Below are 25,944 nucleotides of genomic sequence, written 5' to 3' on the forward strand. Positions count from 1 at the left end.
TTTCTTTGCCTCATTTCTTTTGTTCGTAATATAAAAATGGTCGGAACGACAAGATTTGAACTTGCGACCTCTACCACCCCAAGGTAGCGCTCTACCAAACTGAGCTACGTCCCGATGAAATTATTATATCACAAAATCTATGAAAACGTTATGAATTTTTTGAAAAATTTTTTTCAAAAACAAGGAGCCTGTAACGGCAGCCGATTAAATATAATCGGCGCCGTTTTCATCTGCCGTAAGCACTTCCCCTATACACTCAATACCGTTTCGCAAAAATACTTGTACCATAGCCTCTACTACCTGATGAGCCGTGGATTCGTTGCAATAGGCAATCAATGTCGATCCGGAACCGCTGATAGTACTTCCGTAAGCGCCGGCTTCCCGTGCTGCTTCAAAAACCTCATCGCAACAAGGGATTAATTCCTTACGGTACGGCACATGAAGCATATCCTCCAAAGCCACAGCCAACAGTTCAGGCTTGTTTTGTTGCAAGGCTGTAACCAATAAAGCAGCTCGCCCTACATTGGCTACTGCTTTTTTATGAGCAATCTGCGTAGGTAATACACTGCGTGCATACTCGGTTGATACCAACACATCCGGCACGACTACGGCAAAGCGCAAGGAATCCGGTACCGAAATCTTTCCATAGCAAAGCCCTGCCGCTCCATCCTGAACAGCACAAATCAAATCCCCCAATAAAGCCGGTGCTACATTATCCGGATGCCCTTCCATTTCGTTGGCAAGCTCCAACATAGCCTCCTTACTGAGTGGCTTTTTAACTAATCGATTCGCCAGCATTAAACCAGCCACGATAGCAGTAGAGCTACTGCCCAAACCGCGTGCCGGAGGAATGGCAATCGACACATCGATGCGTCCGAACACACCTTCCTCACCTACGACGGCAAACAACTTCTTCATAGATTCGCCGATCAAGTTATCTTCCGGATTTTCTTGCTCCAATATATCGGCACCTAATCCTTGAAAGGTATAGCTGTATATATCAGCACCCTCCATCGGTGTAAATGTAAATGTATTGTACATGGCCAGCGCCAACCCCAACGAATCGAATCCGGGCCCGCAGTTTGCACTGGTAGCAGGCACTCTAACAGCGATAGACATCATAATTCCTCCTAGTCCGCCATAATGCGGATGACACTGCCGACTTCCTTGACTACACGCAATTTATTAAATGCATTAATAACATTCAGGATGTACGAACGCGGGCAGATAGATGTGACGATGGCCAAGGTAGCTGTTTGTGCATCCTCATTACGTTGAATAACCGCTTGAACGGAAATGCGTTGCTCCGCTAATTTAGATGCTACCTTAGCCAATACACCGGTAGAGTTATCGACTAAGAGACGCATATAATACGATGATTCGATTTTGCCCGATGCATACAGATTCTTATCCGGGTAAAAGAACGGCGTCAATTTTCCCGTAGCCTGTGCCGCTTCATTTTTGGTTACTTCCATAATATCGCTGACTACGGAACTGCCCGTAGGTAAACTACCGGCGCCGCGACCGTAAAACATAGCATCATCAATACCATTCCCCTTTACATATAGCGCATTGTACGAACCACGTACCGCTGCCAACGGATGTTGCTGGGAAATAAATGCAGGATGCACGTTTAAGGAAAGACCTTTTTTCGTTTCCTTCGCAATACCTAATAGCTTGATCGTATATCCGAATTCCTTGCCGAAGGCAATATCGGTAGAGTCAATTTTAGTAATCCCTTCCACATGCACATCTTCAAAGAATATGCGGCGATTAAATGCAATTGATGACAGGATAGCCAGCTTACGTGCGGCATCAAGCCCTTCTACGTCAGCTGTGGGGTCCGCCTCCGCATATCCTAACGCCTGCGCTTCTGCCAATACTTCATCATAGTTACTACCATCTTCGGTCATTTTAGACAAAATAAAATTTGTCGTACCGTTCATGATCCCTACGAGCTCGCTAATCTTGTTACCACCCAGGGAATCATATAATGTGCGAATAATAGGAATGCCACCTAATACGCTGGCTTCATATCGTAAGTCTACTCCGTTTTTGGAAGCTAAATCCAACAAATATGGTCCTGCCTCTGCCAGCAAATCTTTATTGGCAGTCACTACATTTTTCCCAGCCTTAAGTGCCTTTTCCACGCATTCTCTGGCAAATGTAGTTCCCCCCATAACTTCAACAACAATACGAATCGTTTCATCCCCCAATACATCGTCTACCGAATCGGTAAATACCGTTCCTTCCGGCAATGTAACATCCGTATACTTCTGTGGGTTACGAACATAAATTTTAGATACATGAGGGCGTACCCCCAATCGATTTTCAATCAATTCGGCATTAGTCTGCAACAACGAAAACGTTCCGCTTCCCACCGTACCGAATCCTAACAGAGCTACCTCGACTTCTTTCATATACAAAACCTCTCTCTTCTTTTACAATTTTATATACATAGAAACCCCGGCCGGTTCCGGTCGGGGCCTCTACGTCGTAAATGTACTCATGATGGTTACACATCATCAAAGTACTGCTCACTATTTACGCTTGACCTAAAATTTCAACACGAATGATACCGCGCATAGAGCGAATGCCGTTGAGCAAATCCTCCAAAGAACCACGCATATCTTTCGTTTCAAAAGCGATGCTTACATTTGCAATTCCCTGCAACGGAATATCCTGATTGATTGTCAAAATACTACCGTTTGCTTCCGCAATAGCACGAAGAATGCTGGAAAGCATGCCGGATTCATTAGACATGGAAATCGTAATGGACACAATTTTTCCCTGCGCAATTTCATAGAACGGGAATACGTAATCCTTGTACTTGTAGTATGCGGAACGGCTTAAGTCCATCATTTCCACGGCTTCGTTAATGGTACGCACTTCACCGAGCTTTAAAATTTCCTTAACTTTAATGGTTTTCTTAATTGCTTCCGGAAGAATATCCTCCTGAACTAAGTAAAATTTGTCTTTCTTTTGCTTTGCCATACTCGTTCCTCCACTTTCTTACGAATGATCTGCACTTCCGGCGTCCGTAATTGTCCCCGCCACGAATTGACGGCCGTACAGGGTAAAGACTGAATACATACCGATAAAAAAGGGTATATACTCCGCTACAATACGCCAACCTACAGCCACTAACCCAACTGTCCCGACAGGTAAATACGCCGTAAACAAATATATGAATAATCCTTCCGCCACACCTGTCCCCCCGGGTGTCGGTGCAAAATAAAGGATTAAATTTAACAATATCATACGATTTAAAATCGCGATTATATCAATTTGATGCGTAAACGCCACCATCAATGCCGGTGCTATGGCATATAAGAACAATAGACTTGCACCGGATTCGACAAACACTAACAATGATTGCCACGGCTTAGCATAAATTAGGCTAAATCCTTCATTCAATTCTGATAGCTTAGCCAACCATCCCTTTGGAGATCCTCGCCCTGTCATGGTAGCCAACCGGTATACCAATTGCTTCATTAGATTTGTTTGCAATATGTATAAACCGGCAATAGCACATACCATCAACACAAACGAAATGCGCACTAAGGCCTCCTTCGAAATATAGGGTATGGATATAGCATCATAAATAAATATAATGGGCAGCATAACTACCAAAAATAAAATTGAAAATACAGTACGTATCAAAACAATCGGAGCACCCTTCATTACCGGCACGCCGTAGCTTTTTAGTATTAATACCTGTGCTACTGCACCACCGCTGGCTCCCGGTGTCAACATCGCCATAAAATAATTGCCGAAAATAACACGGAGCACCGCCGGCAACGGCAAGGAATATCCACCGATTTTTACTAACCGCTGTAATCGCAAGCCATCAAAATACATACCTATAGCCAACGCTATAGCAGCAAATAACAGCGATTCCCAATTGAACGTACCCAATGTTTTTAGAGAATTGATATCAACCGTTGCATAAATAGTAATTACAGAAATGCACACCAACACGCCACCGAGTATACAACCTCGCTTGGCTACTTTATTCATTCCAATTCTCCATACGTTATTAATTCCACACCGCACGTGTTAAGACGGGCACGACAACGAGCGCTGCACATAGCTGCCAGCTCATCATCCCAATGATAGCCCCAATTAAAGCGATGTCCTAGTATATCTGCGTCCATACCGGGATGTGTCATAATCTCATGCGTTCCCGGCAAGGAGGTCACTTTATCTATGATTGTTACCAAACGCTCCTCATTCAACTGACCTCCGGCCATCATACCCCAAAAATATACGGTAGAGCGTAAACCAAACCGATTAAAGGTACGACGTGCCCGTTCGGCCATTTCCGTCAACGTCAGTTTTCCGGCATAGCGCCCCCAATCCTTGATACCATTCATGAAAAGTCGTTGTTCCGACGGTACTCGCACTCGGGACACACCATACTTAGCAGCCAACTCCGCGATCATAGGTGCCACCTGCGGCAATACATGTAAATGTTGATGTCCGTCAATATGAGTTATCCTCAATCCCGTATCAACGATACGCTTGCATTGTGCCTCCAACTCCCGATGTACTTCATTAAAATTAACAAGACCTTCGGCTACACGCTTCATAAATGTTGTATAGGTGTCGGGAAAACGTCCGTTAACTAACAAGGAGGGAACCTCTTCCGGTGCACACACCGGACGCAGTCCACCGACTAATGCCGTGTGTATACCAATACCCAGCGTAGGCACTTCCTTAACCAACTCCACTGCTTCATCAAAAGCATCTCCGGAAGCCAACAATGATGTACTTGTAATAATTCCTCGCCGATGTCCTTCAACAATAGCTTTGTTAACACTGCTGTGAAGACCGAAATCATCGGCATTTACAATAAGCTTAGAATGATTCATGCTAATGCCTCCTCTATCTTTGTTCATTCAAAGAGGATATATGTTATTCTATCAAACACAAACAGAATTGGCAATATATCTTTGCAAATAACTTTGTATATTTTTATTTTCTTATAGAAGATCGGCTGTAACAAAGTATGTCTTTGTTGTATCGACAGCCTGTCCACCTCTTATATACAACACTGGATAATTGTACACTATAACGACAATAAACGCCATACCTTTTTTTCGATTTCTTTTATCGGTTTATCTTCTTTTTCGGCGATAGCTGCTAAATCTTCGTATTCAAGCGATATATTAACGCGCTTTCCTTGCCAAAATGCTTCCTTCACATGCACCACATCGTGACCTAATGTAACGGTGCGAAACTCCCTTTCACATACAAAGCGCTCATACGGGGTATACCGCATACCGATTGTCGTGGTGTGTCGAAACGTAATATCACGCATAGTATCCAGTAATTCCTTGCGACATAAAATGCTTAGCATAATCGCCGGTCGTCCTTTTTTCATAATAATCGGTGTCATCCATGCATCATTTGCACCTGCTTGTAAGTAACGATCCAATAGACCGCCGTATTGTTCCGGGTTCATGTTGTCTATATTGGCTTCCATCTTGATTAAGGCATCTTTACTCGTATCACTCATCATGGGTACACATCCTTTTCTTTTATAAACTATTATCATAGCATACGGATAATTTTAACAGATTACAATGAAACCGCCCATCCCAAGACGAGCGGTCATCCTATAATCCACCTATTAAATTACACAACGGTCACCGATGAAATTATCTGGCAGCCAATACGGTCAGATACATTTCTATTACAATAGCCAATGCCGACAAACGTATCTTCACAGCATTATCGGCAGCTGTTTATAACATGAGCCATACGCCCCGCACCGAAACCATTATCGATATTAACAACACCTACACCGGCGGCGCAGGAATTAAGCATGGCCAGCAGTGCCGTCATGCCTTTAAAACTGGCTCCGTATCCTACGCTGGTTGGTACGGCAATAACCGGCTTGGTCACAAGACCTCCTACCACACTGGCCAGCGCACCTTCCATACCGGCTACGACAATAACCACATTAGCCGATGTAATATCATCCAATCTATTGAACAGGCGATGAATACCGGCTACGCCCACATCATATACGCGGCGTACCGTATTCCCCATAAGCTCTGCCGTCAAGGCAGCTTCCTCCGCTACCGGAATATCACTGGTTCCTGCAGTGACTACAGCAATCACTCTGTCTCCGTTTACATTACGTGTATTGCGCTGCACATACAAAATACGACTGCTTTCATCGTAGCGAATATCCGGGATTTCATCTTTCAACAGCTCATAAAGAACCGGTCGTGCTCGCGTTCCCATAAATGTATTATAACGTTCATTAAGAGCCTTAAAGATAGTCACACATTGCTCGTCTGTTTTGCCTTCGCAGTATACTACCTCCGGAAAACCTTGTCTGGACGCGCGCTGCAAATCAAGGACAGCACCTTCCAAATGTATTTCTTTTGGCATCATCAGTTGCTGCTTCGCCGCTTCGATCGACAAATCACCTTCCTTGACAGCCGCCAAGATAGCTTCTATGCTTTCATCCTTCATCCCATACGCTTCCTTTCCTCTATGGATTCTCTGATAGCAAATAGGCACAGTCCCGTAGCCACTGCCAGGTTTAACGATTCAATGGGGCCATACATAGGAATAGTAATACGCCGATGTGCCAATGCAAAGAACTCGTCGCTTACGCCGCGTCCTTCATTTCCCATCATAAGTAACACCGGCGTTTTATAATCGACTGCACGATATGGCTCTGCTTCATCTAACGCAGTGGCATATACAGTTAAATGATGTGTTGTGCAAAGTGATTTAATATCCTCTACCGTCACTTGTTCAAACAAGGTTACCTTGCTTAATGCACTCATCGTACTGCGAACGGTCTTCGCATTATACGGATCCACACACCCCTTGGTTAACAAAATCTGCGTCACCCCAGCGGCCAACGCCGTTCGTAAAATTGTTCCCAAATTTCCGGGATCCTGTACCTCATCAATAAGTAGACTGCATGCATCCGGTCGGAACATAGAAATATCTGACGACTGCTGCGCCACTACAGCCAATACCCCTTGCCCGTTTTCCGTTTCTTCCAACGTGTGATACAATCCGGCAACGACACGTACTATGCGGCACTGTGCGTCATGTGCCGCGTCTACCATAGCTTGCACCTCTTCATCGTTAACTTCGTCGGATATGGCAATCAGTTTAACTTGCCCTGTTGGCAGCACATCCAAAACAGACCGCCAGCCTTCTACGATATATTCTTTATATTGTCGCCGAAACTTTTTTCGTTGTAACGAAGCAATATGCTTCACCGTTCCGTTATCTTTAGACTGTATATATTCCATACTTACTCCATGCCCTTCATACAATCATCTACGCATTGCGCAATTGCGTCGTCCATAATGTATAGAAAACTCCTTTGGTGCTCATCAAATTCTCGTAAGTTCCCCGCTCTAAAATTTCTCCGTTTTCAATAATATAAATACAATCGGCACCGCGGATAGTCGATAAGCGATGTGCAATACTGATGATTGTTTTTTCACCGCGAATACGTGTTATCGACTCCTGAATCAGCCCTTCGGTATGACTGTCGATATTCGCCGTCGCTTCATCAAAAATAAGAATGCTGCGCGCCCGCACCAATACACGGGCCAATGCTAGTAGTTGCTTTTGTCCTGTCGACAGCAAGGATCCCAAATATCCTACCGGCGTGTCATAGCCATTGGGCAACCGTTCGATAAGATGATGCAAATGCGCCTGTTCGGTAGCCTTTTGAATATCCGAATCCTTTATGCCCGTATCATATAATGTTATATTCTCACGAATCGTTCCTTTAAACAAGTGACTATCTTGAAATACATATCCCATTATCTCACGAATTACGGCCGGTGCATAGTCGGCAATGTCATAGCCGTTAATGCGAATGGACCCCTTCGTAGGTCGGTAAAATCCCATCAGCAAACTCATCAGCGTCGACTTCCCACCACCCGAAGGACCGGCAATGCCGATAAAGTCGCCGCCGTGTATAGTAAAGTTAATATCTTTTAACACGTAGTTATCATCATTGTTGTATGAAAAATAAACGTGTTCAAAGGAAATTGTCTTTACCGGAATCAATTCATCCGGCACCGTTACCGATTCAATCGGTACATCTTCTATTTCATTAATAATCGGCACTAATCGTTCCGCACCGGCTAATGAACTTTGCAGCTGATTATATTTATCCGCAATGTCTTTTAACGGTTGAAAAAATTTATTGATATATCGCAGGAAGGCAAATACCGTCCCCGCTTCCGTTACACCGTCAAACCAGTTCGTAAAGCTGAAAATAGCAATAATGGCCACAAATAAAAGACCGTCTACGATAGGACGAAAAATGGCAAAGGTTTTTACTTCGAATAATCCCGCTGCCAAAAATTCTCGGCTTACCGCATCGTAGCGTTTAGCCATAATCTTTTCACCTAAGTACGACTTTATGATGACAATGAAATTCAGCATTTCCTGTACCGATGTATTGGAGGCTGCCAATTTACTGCGTACACCGCGAAATGCCTTGCGTGCGTATTTTTGGTATACAAAGATAATCACTGCCATCAACGGCAACAATACGGATACCACCAATGCCAACGGAACACTAAGGAAATACATGGAAATCAATATACCAATAATCATAAGGCTACTGCTGCAAAGCTTGAGCACCACATCGGTATAAAGTGTCCGCAATGCTTCGGTATCGTTAGTAACGCGTGTAACCAAATTACCGATCGACAGCTCATTAAAATGTGCCGGTGATCGACTGATTAGCTTAGTGAATACCACATTTCTGATTTCATAGATAATCTGTTGCCCGAAAGATTGTAATGTATAATTTTCAATAAACAGCGCGATCATGCTGATAATAACCGACCCGAAATATAATCCTGCATATTTCATGATAATGCCTACATTCCGTTCCGGGAAAGCTTCATCAATAACTCCTTTCAAGAGTAACGGGCGAATCAATTCCATCGCCAATGATACGGTCAGAAACAAGGCAGCCACAATCAGAAGCTTACCGTGAGGCTTAATATACGAACCCAATCTACGCAACATCAACCAATCGCCGCTTTGTTTAGGTCGTTCTTCTTTATAATGTATCATGGGTTCACCTCCGTTTCGCCAGACGCACCTTCACTGTTCCCCTGTGTTGCTCCTTGTAGTTGTTGTGCATAAAGGCGACAGTATTCACCATTACGGCTCAACAATTCTTCATGAGTACCGGCTTCCACAATGCGTCCTTCTTTAAATACTAAAATTCGATCGGCTTCACGTAAGGCTTCCAGTCGCTGCGAAATAAATAGCAACGTTTGACGTCGGCCGCTACGCAATGTCTTGATAATACCTGCCGCACTCACCGTATCTAAAGCCGAGAAGCTATCATCCAACAATAAGTACGGTGCATTTTTATATAATCCTCTCGCAATATTAATTCTCTGCTTTTGCCCGCCGGATAAATCCGCGCCGCCTTCACGCAATGCTGCATTGTCGTGAATACGATTCCATAAATCACGACGCAGCGCCGAACGATTAGCTGCTTCTTCCAAGGTAATATGGCGAGATGCTTCTTCACCAAAGGTAATATTATCGGCAATGGATGTACCTAGCAAAAAGGTTTCCGCCGGTACATAGGCAATGCTGCGTCGAAGTACACTGAGAGGAATTGTCGTAATATCTTCATTGCCGATATACAGTGTTCCCTGCGGCGTATCATACAAACGCAACAGCAACTTGAATAATGTCGATTTTCCCGAGCCAGGCCCGCCCACAATACCGATAAACGCGCCCTCTTCAATATCTACGGTTACATCCTGCAATACCGGTGCCGTCGTTTCCGGATATGCAAATGTCAGGTGCCGCACCTGTAACGGTGCCGGAGCCAACTCATCCGTTTCATCACTCGGTACTTCCTCCGGCAATGCTAAAAAATCGGACAGACGATCCAAAGACGCAAAGCCTTTTTGCAGCACCGATGCTAAGGAACCGATCCCCATGATCGGACCGATGATAAGAATGAGATAGCCATTAATGGCAACAAAATCACCAACCGTTATCTCGTTGGTAATAATAAGATTACCACATACATAAATGGCAATGGCATAACAAATAAACGGTGCTACATAGGTAACCGGTGCCAACAACGCGTCGAGTAAAGCTACCTTCATATTTTTTTCGTAATTTGTACGGTTAGTACCTATGAAGCGATGTAAACTGGTAAGTTCTCGATTAAATGCCCTGATTACCGGCATACCTAAGAATAACTCTTGGGCAAACTCCGTCAAATCGCTATACGTATTTTGCGCTTCCCGTTGCTTACGACGCATGCGACGGCTTAACACCAGCATAGCGACCACGATAAACGGCATGGGAGTCAATATAGTCATGGCCAATTGCGCCGATACCTGCTTCGCCATGAGAAAGAATGAAAAGATACCAAAAAAAATGGCATCTACGAAAATCATTACGCCCAACCCTAAGGATACGCGCAACGTGGTAACATCGTTTGTCATCAAGGCCATCACCTTGCCGGGACCGTTCTTTTCGTAATACGCAGTCGGAATATATAAGGCATGATCAAATAAGCGACGACGCAACAAAAATTCAAAACGCCGTATGGATCCTAACAGTAAATGACGGGATGAAAACTTTAATACAGTAACCACAACGGCGACGAGCACAAACAACCAAATATAATGTGTCAGCCCTTCCTTGCCGTAATACAAAGTATTAATGGCATCTCCTGTCAATTTAGGTACCCATAAGAATAAAATATCAATGGCTATCAGCATACATACCCCCAAAAGGTATATGTGCCCATAGCCTTTAAAGAATTGATTAAACAAAAAAAACTTGCTCATTTTAACTCCTCGTTTATCAGTAAGTTTATTATATCGTTAAATTCCGATTTACTTTTCTATTCTATCATGCTACACTATCAATTGATAGAGGATATTATATTCTTTTCTAAGATGTGAAATATAGGAGGTTTAGTAACCATGGAAAAACGTACTGGTGTAATTACTTTTGTTGGCAACCCGATGACTCTCGTAGGCAAAGAAGTTAAAGTAGGCGACAAAGCCCCTGACTTCACTTTGCTTGATAATGGTTTGGCAGTAAAAACCTTAAAAGACTACGAAGGCAAGGTTAAAATTTTCTCCGTTGTACCGTCTCTTGATACCGGCGTATGCGATGCTCAGACTCGTTGGTTCAATCAGAATGCAACGGCTCTTTCCGATGACGTTGTTGTATTGACTGTATCTATGGACTTGCCGTTTGCACAGAAACGTTGGTGCGGTGCTGCCGGCGTTGAAAACGTTGTAACCTTGTCCGACCACAAAGATGCAAGCTTCGGTACTAACTATGGTTTCTTAATTGAAGAACTTCGTCTTTTGACTCGTGGTATCGTTGTTGTTGACAAGAACGACAAAGTTACTTACGTTGAATATGTTCCGGAAGTAACTAATGCTGTAAACTTCGATGCTGCTGTAGAAGCCGCTAAAGCTGCTCTCTAATTTATAGGGCAACACCTATCGCCGTCATGTACATTACGGCTGATTAACAATTAGTACAAATAAAAAGAGATGTAACACATGGAGCCTATTCTCCGTTGTTACATCTCTTTTTTATATATTCTTTTTGTACAATCTTTTTACAGAATCTTTTTGCAATCTCTTCGCTATACATTCACGTGTCTATGCAATCGTATTATATCTTTCTATATGTAGTTGACTAGCCTTGCGACGCACGTCTCCGGTGTCCCCTCATTTTTCTAACACGCCGTATACTGCTTCGCGCAACGCTTTTACTGCACAACTTACATTGTCCGCACGACTGATAGCGGAAATAACCGACACACCGTCTGCGCCGGCACGAATGACATCAGCCGCATTGCCAGCCGTAATTCCCCCAATACCTACTATGGGGATTGTTGCATCTAATTGTCGCACACATGTAATGCCCGCCGTCCCTGTTGCCGGTGATGCATCGTCTTTTGAAATTGTAGGATACACCGGTCCGGTACCGATATAATCAGCCAATGCCACATTTGACTGTCTATATTCTTCTTCGTTACCTACAGACAAGCCGATAATCTTATCAGGAAATAATCGACGGGCCTCGACAATATCCATATCATCTTGGCCAATATGAATACCATCTGCATCAAGCTCTAAGGCTAGGTCAATATCATCGTTTACTAAAAAAGGAACGTCATAGGTTTTACAAAGTTGCTGTACCTTCTTGGCAAAGATTCGCTTTGCATCTCCGGTTAACGAGCCCTGCCCTTTTTCGCGCAGTTGAAACATCGTTACTCCACTGCGCAAGGCCGTTTCTATGGTATCCAACGGATCGTGCGGACAATCTTGGGTGCCGCAAATAAAATAGACTGCCAATGCTGGTCGTACGGGAATTCGTTTATATTCCATGCTATGCCTGCACCTCCTTATGCAAACGTTGACGAACCGCTTCGTCCGTCACTGTATACAGTGCATCAATAAAATGTACCGCATAATGACCGGGACGATGTCCCAAAGGTGCTTCTGCCGCAAGCTCACCGGCTACCGCATACATGCCCAGTGCTTCAGCACAGGCTTCATACGTATCATCACCGGCCACACCTACATAAGCAGCTACGACTGCCCCTAACAGACAACCGGTCCCCACGACTTTCGGCATCATCGCCGATCCGTTGTGCAACAAGCAAACTTCCTTTCCGTTTGAAACCGCATCGGTTTCACCGGTAACAGCCACGGTGAGTCCATAGGTCTTGGCAGCAGCCTGCGCAATAGCCGCTACGTCCTCTGCCGCTTGTGAATCCACCCCTTTACTTTGTATTTTTTCGCCGATTAGGGCTGCCACTTCACTGGCATTACCGCGAAGAACAGCAAAGCTATGCTGCTCTAATAATTCCAGGGCAATGCGTTTTCTAAATGCCGATGCGCCGCAGGCTACCGGATCCAACACAGCCGGCACACCATACGCATTAGCAATCGTCATAGCCGCATGATACAATGCTTCCGACCGTTCATCGGCAGTACCTATATTAATTAACAGTGCTCCTGCATAACGCAATAAATCTTTTAAGTCATCGGCATGCGCGCTCATAGCCGGTGATGCACCGACTGCGATAAGACCGTTTGCCGTAAAATTTTTCACTACATCATTCGTCAAACAAATAACCAATGGCTGTTTGCTGCGAACGAGGTCCATATACTTCATGTATGTGTGTCCTTCTTTCTTGTTATCTCTTCTTTAACTCTAATCGATCGATGTATAACCGGTTGACCGGTGTATTCCGACATCACTCGTGATAAGCCATGTGATTTACCGGTCCGTGTCCCTTACCTAAGCCCGGATTTTCTTTGATGGCTGTCGTAATGAAAGCCTTGCCTACCGCCACTGCTTCGGCAATTGATTTGCCCTTTGCCAATTCCGCCGCAATTACGGCCGAGAAGGTACAGCCTGTACCGTGAGTATGCGGTGTATCGAATTTAGGCGATGTCCAGGTTCTTCGTTCTTCTCCCTTGACATATAAATAATCGGTAGCATCCGCTCCGATATGACCACCCTTTATAATTACTGCCTTCGGCCCCATCTCCGTCAAAATTTCATGAGCTGCTTTATCAATATCTGCTTCTGTCGTCAGCTTGCGTCCTACCAAAAATTCCGCTTCCGGTAAATTAGGTGTAACCAATGTAGCCAGCGGCATAAGTTCACTAATCAGATGGTGACGAGCCTCCTCATCAATCAATGCATCTCCGCTGGTTGCCACCATGACCGGATCCATTACATATGGTGTTACCCTTGATAAAAACGGTTTAATAACACGCATCATATCTGCCGTAGCCAACATACCGGTCTTAACCGCCATAGGGGAAATATCATCATACACCGCTTTTAGCTGTGCCTCCAGCATATCTAACGAAATATTTTCAATGGCGCGTACCCCCATCGTATTCTGCGCAACCACACTGGTTACCACAGCCATTCCATAGACACCGCGTGCCGTAAACGATTTTAAATCGGCCATAATACCTGCACCGCCGGTCGGATCCGTACCGGCTATTGTCAACGCTGTTGCTAATTTCATACTATTACCTCCTTGCTTCACATCGTTTATAACGAATACAATCCGTGGCGTAAACGTTCCAACATTCCTTTACGTTCTAACACATACAAAATCAGAACGGCCATGAACGAACCGGCTGCCGTACTTGCCGTAAAGGAAATGATCAACGTCATAATCGCCATTTCTTTTCCCAATAAAAATGCAGCAATAGGATAGCTGATGATAGCTCCGATAATTCCGGTACCCACCACCTCTGCACAGGCAGTCAATACAATATTCTTTGTGTATCGATACGTAAGTCCCGCTAAAAATGCTCCGACCATGCTGCCGGGAAAGGCTAACGGCGATCCCATGCCCAATAGATTTCGCAAGCATGATGTGCCAAAAGCAGCCGACACATTGTAGCGTGCACCTACCAACACTGCGAGTATAACATTAATCATATGCTGCACCGGAAATATTTTGGCACCGCCAATAGTAACATGAAATGTTGACAGCGCCACACCGATAGCAATAAACATAGCTGCGATAATACTTTTCTTCATACAACACACCTCCAAATAAAAAACACCTCCGCCGGAATGGTGAGGTGTCCCTACTGTACGGTACACCACTTTCCTACGCCGGCATTATCCGGATCAGGTCAAAGGGATTTGACTGGTGTCAATCTCAGCAGTTAGCACCCCTAGTGGCTTATCCTATGAATTTACTTCAATTATAACAACAGCCGTCTAATCTGACAAGGTACAGAGGCATTACAAAAAGAGTTCCCCCTCATTACAAGAAGGAACTCTTTCGTGTAATCTATGACTTATTACAGAATGTTACGCACATATTCTGCATATTTTGCTTCCAAGAGAGGCATTTTTTCATTCATTTCTACCTGTAAAGCAGAAGCCGTATCATAGTCTTTCGCTGCAATGGCTTCGGTGATACGAGTGAACAAGCTCTTAGCCGTAGCAGTATCCTTAGCCAAATAGATGCGCAATTCGTTTACAGCATCCCAACGAGCCGTATCTACTACATCGTCCGTAGTATGAACCGGCTTCATAGCACGTACCGCCTTGATGTTAGCCGGTACAATACGATTAGCCAATTCCAACGTCCAACGAGTCATGACACCGGCGATGAAAGAATCCATCAAACGACGGCTGAATGCATTTCCGCGACTGAGTACATCCACTTTTTCCGGATGGTTTTTATAACCCAACACGTTTTCCCATACCGTTGCCGGCGGTTTACCAAACATCGCATCGCGTTCTTCCTGCGTGTAATCTTCGAACACATCTTTTTCGGAACGATATGCACGACCGGTTTCCAGGTAATCCGTTACATCTTCCGGTGCCTTGGCCAATTCGTCAAGAAGCTGTGCCGGAGTCTTACCGGAGTTAATTACATAGCTCATGCCGTCAAAGGCAGCCAAGTACATCAACGCCAAAGCCGTGTATGTATTAGTGTACGGATTCGGGGAACGCAATTCAAAACGCGTTGCCATCGGATTATCGATATCGCGAATCAGACCGCAAAGAATGGTACGGTTACGGCTCGGCACGCTGGGATCTTCACCGATAGAGGTTACGATACAAACCGGTGCTTCGAAACCGGGTTTCAAACGATTCAAAGAGTCTGTCGTAGAGGAAATGAAAGGGTTAATGGCTTCATAGTTTTTAAGAAGACCCATGATAGCGCCGATGCCCAACGGACTCAAGGCAGCCTTTTTCATATCTTCCGGCGAGAAGAGGTTAACCATCTTGCCATTTTTCAATTTAGCCATCAAGCCGAAATGAGTATGTTCACCAGAACCGGCTACGCCAATAATCGGTTTTGCCTGGAAGGTTACATCAAGACCGTTTTCGCGGAATACTTCGCGAACGATGATACGCGCCTGCAATTCGTTATCTGCCGTCTGCAACGGGTTGCTCGTATATTTCCAGTCGATTTCCAACTGTTCCAATACATGATCCATATGACCTTCGTCATCGATTTTACCCTTAACGCCACCCACTTCTTTGTGACCCATTTCAGCATGTAAACCATACTGATCGAGGCGTTCTACCGCCTGTTCCATCGCAGTACGTACGGCACCGTGCGTACGCTGCCAATATTGTTCCTGCAATTTCTGAGACGTAGACAATTCTTTTGTGCTAACCACCTTAGACGGTGTTTTAACCCAGAATTCCAATTCCGTAGCTGTAGTGAAGTAAATATCAGCGATGTCTTCGCCCTTTACATGATCCATGCCCGGAACATAGTTATTTTTAAGCATAGCCAGCAATTCGGATTTTACGTAATCTACACTGCGTTTTAAAATAGAGCGAGAGTCTACGTATTCATCGCAGTGCATAAGGAAGGCCGGAATGCGAAGAGTACCTGTAGGCAATCCTGTCATAGGGTCGAGGTTTTCATAGTTATAATCAATAAACCAATTTACACTGGCATCGGCCCACATATCAACGCGCGCATTATTGAGCGTAGCAATGTCCGTTAACACAACGGAGGAGCCGTCGGTTTGTACCATGCGCCCTTCGAAGAAATCTTCGTAGTCATCAAAGAACATGGAAATTGGAATTTTTTCATCCGTATCGTTACCTGCCAAGTCAACACCTACCAACGATACAAATTTAATTTCCGGGTGCTGTTCCAGTAAAGCCAAAACCCCTTCTTTACCATACTGCCCTGCCGGAATGTAATACAATAATTCGTTTGCCATAATAGCTCCTCCATTCACTGTTTTCTCAACTGGTCAAATAGCAAAAAGACCCCTTACCCATTGCATTACACAATAGGTTAAGGGGTCTTCATTGACCAGTATTATCTTTTACGGAAATACTATCATATTTCCTAACTGTATGTCAATAGCTTAGCCGTTAATTTTCGCAATTTCCTGACGAACAACGGTATTAACCAATTTCCCGTCAGCTCTGCCTTTTGTTTGCGGCATAACCTTTGCCATCACATCCCCCATCTTAATCGGTGCAGTCATTTCACTGAGCACCGCCGTTACGATGTCGCGAATTTTATCTTCGCTAAGCTGTTCCGGCAAATATTTGGTAAGCACGGCCATTTCGGCTTCTACCTGAGCTATCAAATCATCACGATGTCCTTTTTTGAATTCTGCCAAAGAATCTTGACGAAGCTTCATTTCCTTTGCCACGATCCCCATAACATCCGTGTCATCAAGTTCTCGTTTTTCATTGATTTCTACATTTTTTATTGCGCTATTAACCATTCGGATAACCGATAATGCTGTCTTGCCCGCTTCGCGAGCCTTCATAGCGTCTTTCATATCCGCTTTAAGCTGATCTTTTAAGGACATACAATGCCTCCAAGATAAATCTTATCCTCTGAACTTGCGTTTGCGCGCTGCTTCAGATTTTTTCTTTCTCTTTACGCTCGGTTTTTCGTAGTGTTCGCGTTTTCTTACTTCAGACAAAACACCCGCTTTTTGGCAGGAGCGTTTAAAACGACGAAGAGCACTTTCAAGCGTTTCGTTTTTACCGACTTTAATTTCAGACATCTATATCCCTCCCTCCAAAATGTTTTATGGAAGTGCAGGTATTTATATATACGCACATAAGCTTATTATAATAACTTGAACTAAGTTTGTCAATATTAACAGCCTATATCCGCATAGCTCTGCACCTTTCTCACAAGGACAGGAGTACATGTATCCGAAGATGGTTATTACCTGTGATTATGCATCAGGCCAACCGAACTCTTGACCGCCCAATACATGGGCATGCAGATGGAATACCGTCTGCCCTGCTTTCGCACCGGTATTCAAAATTACACGGTATCCGTCGGCAGAGATTCCCAGTTCCTTCGCTACATCGCGAATAAAACTGAGCATGCCGTCAACATACGATTCATTTTTATCTGTTAGGTGCGCGATATTCGCTACATGTTTTTTCGGGATAACCAATACATGTACCTTCGCCACCGGATTTATATCGTGAAAGGCAATGAAATTTTCATTTTCCAGAACTTTATTGGACGGTATTTCTCCGGCTGCAATTTTACAGAATAGACATTCGCTCATGTGTCAACCCTCCTTATGCTATGCAATCGTTACAAACTCGCCATCTACGGAGACAACCGTACCACCGACAATATCGCCTATCTGATACTCGGCATCTCCCTTTTTTATTCTACCGTGAATGTACTCATTAGTAAAGCCTTCGTACCAACCGTCTTCCTCACGTTCGATAAGAATTTCCGCCGGTTTACCTACAAGATTCGCGGCAAATGTTTGTAATCCTAAACTGCCTTGTTCATTTAAAAGAGCAACGCGTGTTTTCTTAACGGCTTCCGGTACTTGATTATCCATAACAGCTGCCGGTGTACCTTCGCGTTTTGAATACGGGAAGGCATGAATATGAGTAAATCCAATCTCTTTTACCGTATTTAATGTTTCTTCAAAAAGCTCATCCGTCTCACCGGGGAATCCCGCAATAATATCCGTTGTCACCGAAAGGCCGGGGATGCGCGCCCGTAAATTTCGTATAAGCTTCTTGTATTCATCCAATGTATAGTGGCGATTCATCGCTTTTAATATCGCATCCGATCCGGCTTGTAACGGTAAATGCAAATGGGAACAAAAGCGTTTTTCCGTCGCCATAAGTTCTACCAGCTCCGGCGATACCTCTACCGATTCGATGGATCCCAAACGAATGCGTTCCAACCCGTCGATAGTAAGTAATTCTTTTACAACGGCAGCCAGATTAGGACGCCCCGGTAACTCCACGCCGTAATTTCCCAAGTGAATGCCGGTAAGTACAATTTCATAATAACCATGATCTACCAAACGTTGTGCTTCTTGCTTGATATCGTCAACACGCCGCGATTTCAGCTTACCTCGCGTGTAAGGAATTATGCAGAAGGAGCAGTAGTTATTACAGCCTTCTTGAATTTTCATAAAGGCACGAGCCTTATCGATTTCATTACCGTACAAAGGCATTTCCTCAAACGTAGCTTGCTCCATAATATTGCGCACCGCATTGATTTGCTTTTCCGTTGTTTCCAGCTGTTCCACCAATTCTACAATTTTATGGCGGTTGTTCGTTCCGATAACCAGGTTAACCCCATCAATGGCCGCAATCGCATCAGGTGCCAGCTGTGCATAACAACCGGTAACTACAATGTATGCATCTTCATTGGTTCGCTTTGCTTTTCGAATCAGTTGTCTTGATTTTCGTTCCCCCATGTTCGTTACAGAACACGTATTAATCACATAGATATCCGCCTTGCTGTCAAAATCAACCGGCTCATATCCTTTTTGAATAAATAATCCTCGCATAGCATCCGTGTCATATTGATTAACACGACAGCCCAGCGTTGTAAATGCTACTGTTTTCATCTCAGCTCCTTATACATCAAACTATCATCGACTGACAGCTTATACATACCCTATCTATTCCTGCCCGTTTAGCTTCGTCGGCTCTCATTTCATATAATGATAAGAAATCATACTCACCGCAGCAACAGCCGCTGTTTCGGCACGCAAAATATTGGAACCCAACGACACAGGATATGAACCTACAGACATCAACGCCTCAATCTCGAAAGCAGCAAAGCCGCCTTCGGGCCCGATGATAATCCCGATACGGTCACAGCCTGCGAGAGTAGCCTCTTCGAGACGTTCCCGCAGCGTATGTTTATCCTCGTCTTCATAGGCAACGAGCCACCGAATATTTTTTTCTTCCGTACAGACATCATGCATAGACTCAGCGATTACTAACGACGGCAACGCCATTCTCCCACATTGCTGCCCGGCTTCGCGAATAATTTTTTCCCAACGAGCCGTTTTACCTGCCAGTTTATCGGAGGTATATTTTGCAACGCAGTTTTCGGTTTTTACCGCATATATGCGATTTACACCAAGCTCCGTCGCTTTTTGCAGTACCCATTCGAAGCGATCCCCCTTCAAAAACGCTTGCATCAATATGATTTCAGGTCCGTCAGCCATATCTTCATCACAATAACGAAGACAATGCGCACTGGCGCAACCATCTTCGACGGCTACAATTTGGTAAATCCCACTGCGCCCGTCACTACCGCCTACGACAACGGGCTTATCCTGCGGATGTCGAAATACACGCAATAAGTGATGGGTCTCTTCGCGTGGAATAATAATGACATCAGCCAATGGCGTAGGTATAAAAATCTTCTTCATAGGTAATTACTCTGCCTGCACAAGTGCCAACGTATGCCACGGCCCCTTAACAAGCTCCTCCTTTATTTGCCAATGTGCCGTAATATACGGCATGATTTCTTCATAGCGTTCATCAATAATCCCGCTGATAATAAGTATACCATCTTTAGTCATTTTTTTGCCAATCCCCGGTAATACAATTTTTAATGGATCTACGGTAAGATTGGCCATGACTAAATCGGCTTTACCGTGAAATTCGCTATCTAAATCGCCGCAATAAACGGTGGCGTCCACCGCATTGGCCTTACAGTTTTTTTGTGCCTGCACAGCTGCTTCCGGATCAATGTCAACACCGATTAATTCAGGAATACCCAACACATGGGCAATCAATAATAATACAGCTGTACCCGTACCGATATCCAAGCATACCTTCTTTTCTTTGCCGTATTTTGCCATCAGTTCGGCACAAGCCTGTGTCGTCTCATGTGCTCCCGTTCCAAAGGATAGCTCCGAATCAATTTCAATGATTGTTTCTCCCTCAGAAGCCTCATACGCTTGCCATGCCGGTTTAATAATTACACCGGGTAAAATCTCCGTGGGCTGTATATACTGTTGCCAGCTGTTATACCAGTCATCATCGGTAACCGTCTTAGTAGTTACTTCATCATAATTAATCTTCGCTCGGCTCAACTCATTTTCAACACGTTCTTGCCAAGCAGCTTCCGGTATATTCGCATCACCGTAAAATACTAAACGAACCTTGTCAGGCTCCTCTGGTATATCCTCTTCAATACTTCCGTTTACCGTCAGAGTATCAAAAAGAGTAGTCACCTCATCGATGACTACTCTCTCTGCGGTAACGGAGATTTCAATCCATTTCATCCGTTCACCTCATGTGTCATTTATCTAAATCCAGTGCATCCTTTAATTTCTCACCGAGATTTTTCAATAAACTTTTACTTACCTTGAGTACCGAAACATCCTCTTTACCTTCCTTGGCAAATTGAAGCAATAGCTGGCGCTGCTTATCGCTAAGCTTCTTCGGTGTTTCTACGGTAACGCGAATATGTTGATCCCCTCTTTGCTTAGGATTACGCAAGTACGGAATGCCTTTGCCCTTAATTCGGAATACGGTACCTGTTTGCGTCCCTTCAGGAATCTTCAATTCGACTTTACCATCCAAGGTGTTAACTAAAATCGTAGCTCCCAATGCTGCCTGTGCAAAGGTAATGTTGGCCTTGCTTACCACTTCATTACCTTGTCGTTCGAACTCGCGATGCGGGCGTACGTAGATATATACGTACAAATCACCCTTCGGACCGCCTTTTGTTCCCGGTTCGCCTTCACCGGCTACACGCAGGCGTGAACCGTTATCCACACCGGCAGGGATTTTGATTTCAATTTTACGTCGTGCCACGGTTTGACCGGAGCCATGACATTTCGAACAAGGCTTTTCAATATGCTTACCGCTACCATGACAAGCCGAACAGGTTCTTGCTGTCCTAATCTGACCAAACGGTGTATTCTGAACAACCGTTTCCTGCCCCGTACCATGACAACGCGGGCAAGTTTCTACCTTGCTTCCCGGTTCGCCGCCGGTACCATGACAATAATCGCAATCTTCATGACGCTGAATTTCGATAACCATTGACTTACCGAACGCAGCATCTTCAAAGCTGATATCAACGTCTTGACGTAAATCGGCACCTTTCTGCGGACCTTGCGGTTCATGCCCGCCACCGCCGAAAAACATATCAAAAATATCGCCGAAGCCGCCACCGCCGCCAAAGCCTCCGAACCCGCCTTGACCACCGAAGCCACCAAATCCACCGGCACCGGCGCCTCCACCTTGGGTGAAGGCTTCGTGCCCGTACTGGTCGTATTGTGCGCGTTTAGTTTCATCGGATAAAACTTCATACGCTTCATTGGCTTCTTTAAAACGTTCTTCCGCTTCTTTCGGATTATCACGATTTACATCGGGATGGTATTGACGTGCCTTCTTGCGGAAGGCCTTTTTTATTTCATCTTGTGATGCATTTTTATCTACGCCAAGGACTTCATAGTAGTCTTTTGCCATCGTCTACCAGCCCTTCTTAGTTCTTTTTATCGTCTTTAACTTCGGTGTAGTCTGCATCAACTACATCATCTTGCGCCTGCTGCTGAGCACCGCCGTTTGCCTGAGCACCTTCAGCTCCGGCTGCACCGGCAGCCTGTGCCTGTTCGTACATCTTTGTAGACAATTCATACAACGGTTTTGTCAATGCTTCGCTGTCTTTCTTAATGGCTTCCACATCATCGGCTTCAATAGAAGCTTTCAATTTATCTTTTGCCGTCTTAACCTGTTCAAGTACAGCTGCATCGGCCTTACCTTCAAAGTCCTTCAATGCTTTTTCAGCCTGGTAAACCAAGGAGTCTGCATTGTTTTTAACTTCAATTTTTTCTTTTCTAGCTTTATCTTCAGCTGCATGTGCTTCTGCTTCTTTTACCATGCGATCGATTTCATCCTGCTGCAATCCGCCGGAGGAAGTAATCGTAATAGCCTGTTCCTTACCTGTGCCGAGGTCTTTAGCTTTTACATTAACGATACCGTTAGCATCGATGTTGAAAGTAACTTCAATCTTCGGTACCCCACGCGGAGCTGCCGGAATTCCGGTCAATTCGAAACGGCCCAACGTTTTGTTATCTGCCGCAAAGTCGCGTTCACCCTGCAATACATGAATATCTACGGACGGCTGATTATCTGCGGCCGTGGAGAATACCTGGCTCTTGGAAGTCGGAATTGTCGTATTGCGGTCAATAATACGGGTAAATACGCCACCCAATGTTTCAATGCCAAGGGACAACGGAGTTACGTCGAGAAGCAATACGTCCTTAACTTCACCAACCAATACGCCGCCTTGAATAGCAGCACCGACAGCTACGCATTCATCCGGGTTAACATTCTTCGTAGGTTCTTTGCCCAATACGCGCTTGATAGCTTCCTGAACAGCCGGAATACGGGAAGAACCGCCTACCAAAAGAATCTTATCAATTTCATTTACAGACAAACCGGAATCAGCCAATGCCTTACGGGTCGGTTCGATAGTTGCTTCTACAAGGTCACGAGTGAGTTCTTCGAACTTAGCACGGGTTAAGGTCAAGTCCAAATGTTTCGGGCCGGTAGCGTCGGCGGTAATGAATGGCAAGTTGATGTTCGTGCTCATAACGCCGGATAATTCAATCTTAGCTTTTTCAGCAGCTTCTTTTAAGCGTTGATCGGCCATTTTATCGTTGGACAAATCAATACCTGTTTCCTTCTTGAATTCTTCAATCATCCAATTCATAACGCGCTGGTCGAAGTCATCGCCGCCCAAGTGGTTATTACCGCTGGTTGCTTTTACTTCAAATACGCCGTCGCCTAATTCCAAAATGGACACGTCAAAGGTACCGCCGCCCAAGTCAAATACGAGCACTTTACCTTCTTCATCTTTATCTACACCGTATGCCAAAGCTGCTGCTGTCGGTTCGTTGATAATACGGAGTACATCAAGACCGGCGATAGCACCTGCGTCTTTAGTTGCCTGACGCTGGCTATCGGTGAAGTATGCCGGAACCGTAATAACAGCCTGCTTTACTGTTTCACCTAAATATGCTTCTGCGTCAGCTTTCAACTTCTGCAATACCATAGCAGAAATTTCCTGCGGCGTATAACTCTTGTCATCAATCGTTACTTTATAATCACTACCCATGTGACGTTTAATGGAAGAAATCGTACGTTCCGGATTGGAAACAGCCTGACGTTTTGCCAACTGACCTACCAAGCGTTCGCCATTTTTAGCGAAACCAACTACGGACGGAGTCAAACGAGAACCTTCCTGATTTGTGATTACGACCGGTTCGCCGCCTTCCATAACAGCAACAACCGAGTTTGTTGTCCCTAAGTCAATACCAATTACTTTTGCCATGTTACATGACCTCCTACTACATTTTTACTTTATATCAAACAATTTGTCTATTTACATTATCCATTGTGAACGACCTTAACCATAGCCGGGCGCACGGTGCGACCATCTACGGTATAGCCTGTCTGCAATACTTCACACACAGTATCATCCGGATATTCATCGGACTCAACACGCATGATAGCCTGATGGAAATTAGGATCAAAGGGCTGTCCTACTGCTTCGATAACGGCCAATCCGTGTTTGCTGAGCATAGCCATGAGATTCTGATGAATCATAACAAAACCATCCAAGAACGCCTTCGTTTCCGGTGTAGTCGGTACTGCCAAAGCCCTCTCGAAATTATCCAGTACACTGAACAAATCTTTCATTACGTCGCCTTTTACAAAACCGGCCAACTGCTCCTTCTCCTGAGCGGTCCTGCGTTTAAAATTCTCAAAGTCAGCTTGCAAACGAGTATACCGTTTTTCCCACTCCGCCAAAGCTTCTTCTGCTGCTTGTGCTTCCGCTTCCACAGCCTCTGCCTCCGGAGCTTCGTCAGTAATTTCCGGCATTTCGTCTGCCTGCACCTCTTCGACTACCTGTTCTTTTTCCTTCATTTCCTCTGTTGACATTCGGTGAATCACCTCATTACTTTCTATTCGTCGATGATGCCAATGCATCTATAAACTGTTGCATATACGTTAAGATTCCGATGATTCGACCGTACTCCATACGCGTCGGTCCCAAAATTGCCAATGTGCCAATTTTTTCTTTATCCCCACCGAAATCCGCTTGTATCAAACTCAAATCTTTTAACGGTTCCGCCTCGTTTTCTTCACCGATGCGAATATCTATACCATCATGAGATTTGCCTTGCAACAGCCGGCTCAACTGATCCTGTTGTTCCAACATTGACAATATCGGCTGTACCTTTTTTATATCTTTAAACTCCGGCTGTTCCAACAATGCTGTTGTTCCCACGGAGTAAAACAGCTTGCGTTTAGCAATGGCACGGTGTAATGCCGCCGCCATTTCTTCGAGCAATCGCTTCGGTCCTTCGATAATTCGAACCGTTGCCTTTAAGCTGTACAGGCTCAATTCACTGATAGGCGAATCCTTTAATGCATTGGCAAAACGCATTGCCGCAGCATGTAACTCTTCCTCAGCCACCGGTTCTTCGAAATACATAGGTTCATTATCCAATGCACCTCGATCGGTTACGACCACCATTACTGCCCGTTGTGAATCAATAGGCAAAATGTGTATAAACTTGATGGTTGAAGAATCATGCGCCGGTGCCAAGAACAAGCTCATATTGTGACTAATGTTAGATATTAGCTTCGCCACATTTAAAAAGAACTCATCAAAGCTTCCCGGTTTAGCCTGCCAAAGTCTGTGAATTTCTTCAGCATCTCCTCGCTCAGTACCTGTTCCATGAATCATCGAGTCTACATAATATCGATATCCTTTTGCGGAAGGAATACGCCCCGCCGAAGTATGAGGCTGTTCCAAAAAACCTAAGTCCTCCAAATCGGACATCTCGTTACGAACCGTGGCCGGGCTAATTCCCAGATCATAGTTCTTAGCTAATGTTCGGGAGCCTACCGGCTCGGCCAATCGTATGTAGTCTTGAATGATAGCGTGTAAGATGCGTCGTTTTCGTTCATCCATAATCACACCTCACTTATTAGCACTCACTACCATCGAGTGCTAACTACAGGTAATATATTATCATATAACATTAAAATGTCAAGGCTATATTTTTCCGAAACTCTGCATTGCGACTGTTTAGTCAAAAGGGCAAGACAACTCTTTGCCCTTTA

26 protein-coding genes, 1 tRNA gene and 1 riboswitch are annotated in these 25,944 nt (G+C 44.7%); of the genes, 1 reads left to right on the plus strand and 26 read right to left on the minus strand.

From position 1 onward, the window contains the following. Positions 1-37: 37 nt before the first annotated feature. From G344_RS0109005 to G344_RS11210, 11 genes are all read right to left on the minus strand, one after another. A tRNA-Pro gene (locus G344_RS0109005) sits at positions 38-114 on the minus strand. A gap of 90 nt (positions 115-204) precedes the next feature. Next, positions 205-1,122 (minus strand): homoserine kinase, encoded by a 918-nt coding sequence (thrB, locus tag G344_RS0109010; RefSeq protein ID WP_028255918.1) that lies wholly within the window; start codon positions 1,120-1,122, stop codon positions 205-207. Positions 1,123-1,130: 8 nt separating this feature from the next. Then, positions 1,131-2,420: a homoserine dehydrogenase gene (locus tag G344_RS0109015; RefSeq protein ID WP_028255919.1), complete on the minus strand. Its 1,290-nt coding sequence runs from the start codon at positions 2,418-2,420 to the stop codon at positions 1,131-1,133. Between the two features lie 124 nt (positions 2,421-2,544). Continuing rightward, the gene (locus tag G344_RS0109020; protein ID WP_028255920.1) at positions 2,545-2,994 is read right to left on the minus strand and encodes an ACT domain-containing protein; all 450 of its coding nucleotides are present in this window, start codon (positions 2,992-2,994) and stop codon (positions 2,545-2,547) included. Between the two features lie 18 nt (positions 2,995-3,012). Further along, on the minus strand, positions 3,013-4,020 hold the full coding sequence (locus G344_RS0109025; protein ID WP_028255921.1) for a lysylphosphatidylglycerol synthase transmembrane domain-containing protein: 1,008 nt from the start codon (positions 4,018-4,020) through the stop codon (positions 3,013-3,015). Next, positions 4,017-4,874, minus strand: a complete 858-nt coding sequence (locus G344_RS0109030; RefSeq protein WP_038155307.1) for a ChbG/HpnK family deacetylase — start codon at positions 4,872-4,874, stop codon at positions 4,017-4,019. Before G344_RS0109030 ends, G344_RS0109025 begins: the two co-directional genes overlap by 4 nt. Positions 4,875-5,071: 197 nt before the next feature. Next, a complete protein-coding gene (gene larC2 / locus G344_RS0109035) occupies positions 5,072-5,524 on the minus strand; it encodes a nickel pincer cofactor biosynthesis protein LarC2 (RefSeq protein ID WP_051245894.1) in 453 nt (150 codons plus the stop codon). Positions 5,525-5,736: 212 nt separating this feature from the next. Next, positions 5,737-6,489, minus strand: a complete 753-nt coding sequence (larB, locus tag G344_RS0109040; protein WP_028255924.1) for a nickel pincer cofactor biosynthesis protein LarB — start codon at positions 6,487-6,489, stop codon at positions 5,737-5,739. After that, positions 6,486-7,289, minus strand: a complete 804-nt coding sequence (locus G344_RS0109045) for a TrmH family RNA methyltransferase (protein WP_028255925.1) — start codon at positions 7,287-7,289, stop codon at positions 6,486-6,488. The genes larB and G344_RS0109045 overlap by 4 nt, the downstream gene beginning before the upstream one ends. Before the next feature lie 28 nt (positions 7,290-7,317). Further along, the gene (locus G344_RS0109050; RefSeq protein WP_051245895.1) at positions 7,318-9,084 is read right to left on the minus strand and encodes an ABC transporter ATP-binding protein; all 1,767 of its coding nucleotides are present in this window, start codon (positions 9,082-9,084) and stop codon (positions 7,318-7,320) included. Beyond that, complete coding sequence (locus G344_RS11210) at positions 9,081-10,769, minus strand: ABC transporter ATP-binding protein (RefSeq protein WP_244869513.1); 1,689 nt, start codon at positions 10,767-10,769, stop codon at positions 9,081-9,083. Before G344_RS11210 ends, G344_RS0109050 begins: the two co-directional genes overlap by 4 nt. Positions 10,770-10,976: 207 nt before the next feature. On the opposite strand from G344_RS11210, the gene tpx reads away from it, so the two are divergent. Continuing rightward, positions 10,977-11,492, plus strand: coding sequence for a thiol peroxidase (gene tpx / locus G344_RS0109060; RefSeq protein ID WP_028255927.1), 516 nt, complete (start codon positions 10,977-10,979; stop codon positions 11,490-11,492). Positions 11,493-11,741: 249 nt separating this feature from the next. Here the strand turns inward: tpx and thiE are convergent, their stop codons facing one another. The 15 genes from thiE to hrcA all read right to left on the minus strand — a co-directional run bounded on the left by thiE (position 11,742) and on the right by hrcA (position 25,792). Then, positions 11,742-12,404 (minus strand): thiamine phosphate synthase, encoded by a 663-nt coding sequence (gene thiE / locus G344_RS11215; RefSeq protein ID WP_038155309.1) that lies wholly within the window; start codon positions 12,402-12,404, stop codon positions 11,742-11,744. A 1-nt stretch (position 12,405) separates the two neighbouring features. After that, positions 12,406-13,197, minus strand: coding sequence for a hydroxyethylthiazole kinase (thiM, locus tag G344_RS0109070; protein WP_028255928.1), 792 nt, complete (start codon positions 13,195-13,197; stop codon positions 12,406-12,408). An 82-nt stretch (positions 13,198-13,279) separates the two neighbouring features. After that, the gene (gene thiD, locus G344_RS0109075) at positions 13,280-14,068 is read right to left on the minus strand and encodes a bifunctional hydroxymethylpyrimidine kinase/phosphomethylpyrimidine kinase (protein WP_028255929.1); all 789 of its coding nucleotides are present in this window, start codon (positions 14,066-14,068) and stop codon (positions 13,280-13,282) included. Between the two features lie 26 nt (positions 14,069-14,094). After that, positions 14,095-14,592 carry an energy coupling factor transporter S component ThiW gene (gene thiW, locus G344_RS0109080; RefSeq protein ID WP_028255930.1) on the minus strand — a complete coding sequence of 166 codons (498 nt, stop codon included), beginning with the start codon at positions 14,590-14,592 and terminating at the stop codon, positions 14,095-14,097. 53 nt (positions 14,593-14,645) lie between these two features. Then, a riboswitch (TPP riboswitch) is annotated at positions 14,646-14,744 on the minus strand. A 117-nt stretch (positions 14,745-14,861) separates the two neighbouring features. Then, a complete protein-coding gene (locus G344_RS0109085) occupies positions 14,862-16,757 on the minus strand; it encodes a type I glutamate--ammonia ligase (protein WP_028255931.1) in 1,896 nt (631 codons plus the stop codon). A gap of 150 nt (positions 16,758-16,907) precedes the next feature. Continuing rightward, a complete protein-coding gene (locus tag G344_RS0109090; protein ID WP_028255932.1) occupies positions 16,908-17,363 on the minus strand; it encodes a GatB/YqeY domain-containing protein in 456 nt (151 codons plus the stop codon). A 21-nt stretch (positions 17,364-17,384) separates the two neighbouring features. Continuing rightward, positions 17,385-17,564 carry a 30S ribosomal protein S21 gene (gene rpsU, locus G344_RS0109095; RefSeq protein ID WP_028255933.1) on the minus strand — a complete coding sequence of 60 codons (180 nt, stop codon included), beginning with the start codon at positions 17,562-17,564 and terminating at the stop codon, positions 17,385-17,387. A gap of 177 nt (positions 17,565-17,741) precedes the next feature. Further along, positions 17,742-18,086 (minus strand): histidine triad nucleotide-binding protein, encoded by a 345-nt coding sequence (locus G344_RS0109100; RefSeq protein ID WP_028255934.1) that lies wholly within the window; start codon positions 18,084-18,086, stop codon positions 17,742-17,744. Between the two features lie 18 nt (positions 18,087-18,104). Then, positions 18,105-19,403, minus strand: coding sequence for a tRNA (N(6)-L-threonylcarbamoyladenosine(37)-C(2))-methylthiotransferase MtaB (mtaB, locus tag G344_RS0109105; RefSeq protein ID WP_028255935.1), 1,299 nt, complete (start codon positions 19,401-19,403; stop codon positions 18,105-18,107). Between the two features lie 84 nt (positions 19,404-19,487). Beyond that, complete coding sequence (locus G344_RS0109110; protein ID WP_028255936.1) at positions 19,488-20,219, minus strand: RsmE family RNA methyltransferase; 732 nt, start codon at positions 20,217-20,219, stop codon at positions 19,488-19,490. A 6-nt stretch (positions 20,220-20,225) separates the two neighbouring features. Continuing rightward, a complete protein-coding gene (locus tag G344_RS0109115) occupies positions 20,226-21,080 on the minus strand; it encodes a 50S ribosomal protein L11 methyltransferase (RefSeq protein WP_028255937.1) in 855 nt (284 codons plus the stop codon). A gap of 16 nt (positions 21,081-21,096) precedes the next feature. After that, positions 21,097-22,275, minus strand: a complete 1,179-nt coding sequence (gene dnaJ, locus G344_RS0109120; RefSeq protein ID WP_028255938.1) for a molecular chaperone DnaJ — start codon at positions 22,273-22,275, stop codon at positions 21,097-21,099. A gap of 16 nt (positions 22,276-22,291) precedes the next feature. Next, complete coding sequence (dnaK, locus tag G344_RS0109125) at positions 22,292-24,142, minus strand: molecular chaperone DnaK (protein ID WP_028255939.1); 1,851 nt, start codon at positions 24,140-24,142, stop codon at positions 22,292-22,294. Between the two features lie 56 nt (positions 24,143-24,198). Next, positions 24,199-24,753, minus strand: coding sequence for a nucleotide exchange factor GrpE (gene grpE, locus G344_RS0109130; RefSeq protein ID WP_028255940.1), 555 nt, complete (start codon positions 24,751-24,753; stop codon positions 24,199-24,201). Between the two features lie 16 nt (positions 24,754-24,769). After that, positions 24,770-25,792, minus strand: coding sequence for a heat-inducible transcriptional repressor HrcA (hrcA, locus tag G344_RS0109135; protein ID WP_028255941.1), 1,023 nt, complete (start codon positions 25,790-25,792; stop codon positions 24,770-24,772). Positions 25,793-25,944 lie beyond the last annotated feature (152 nt).

This window comes from Veillonella magna DSM 19857 (assembly GCF_000428745.1).
GTDB classification, from domain to species: domain Bacteria; phylum Bacillota; class Negativicutes; order Veillonellales; family Veillonellaceae; genus Veillonella_A; species Veillonella_A magna.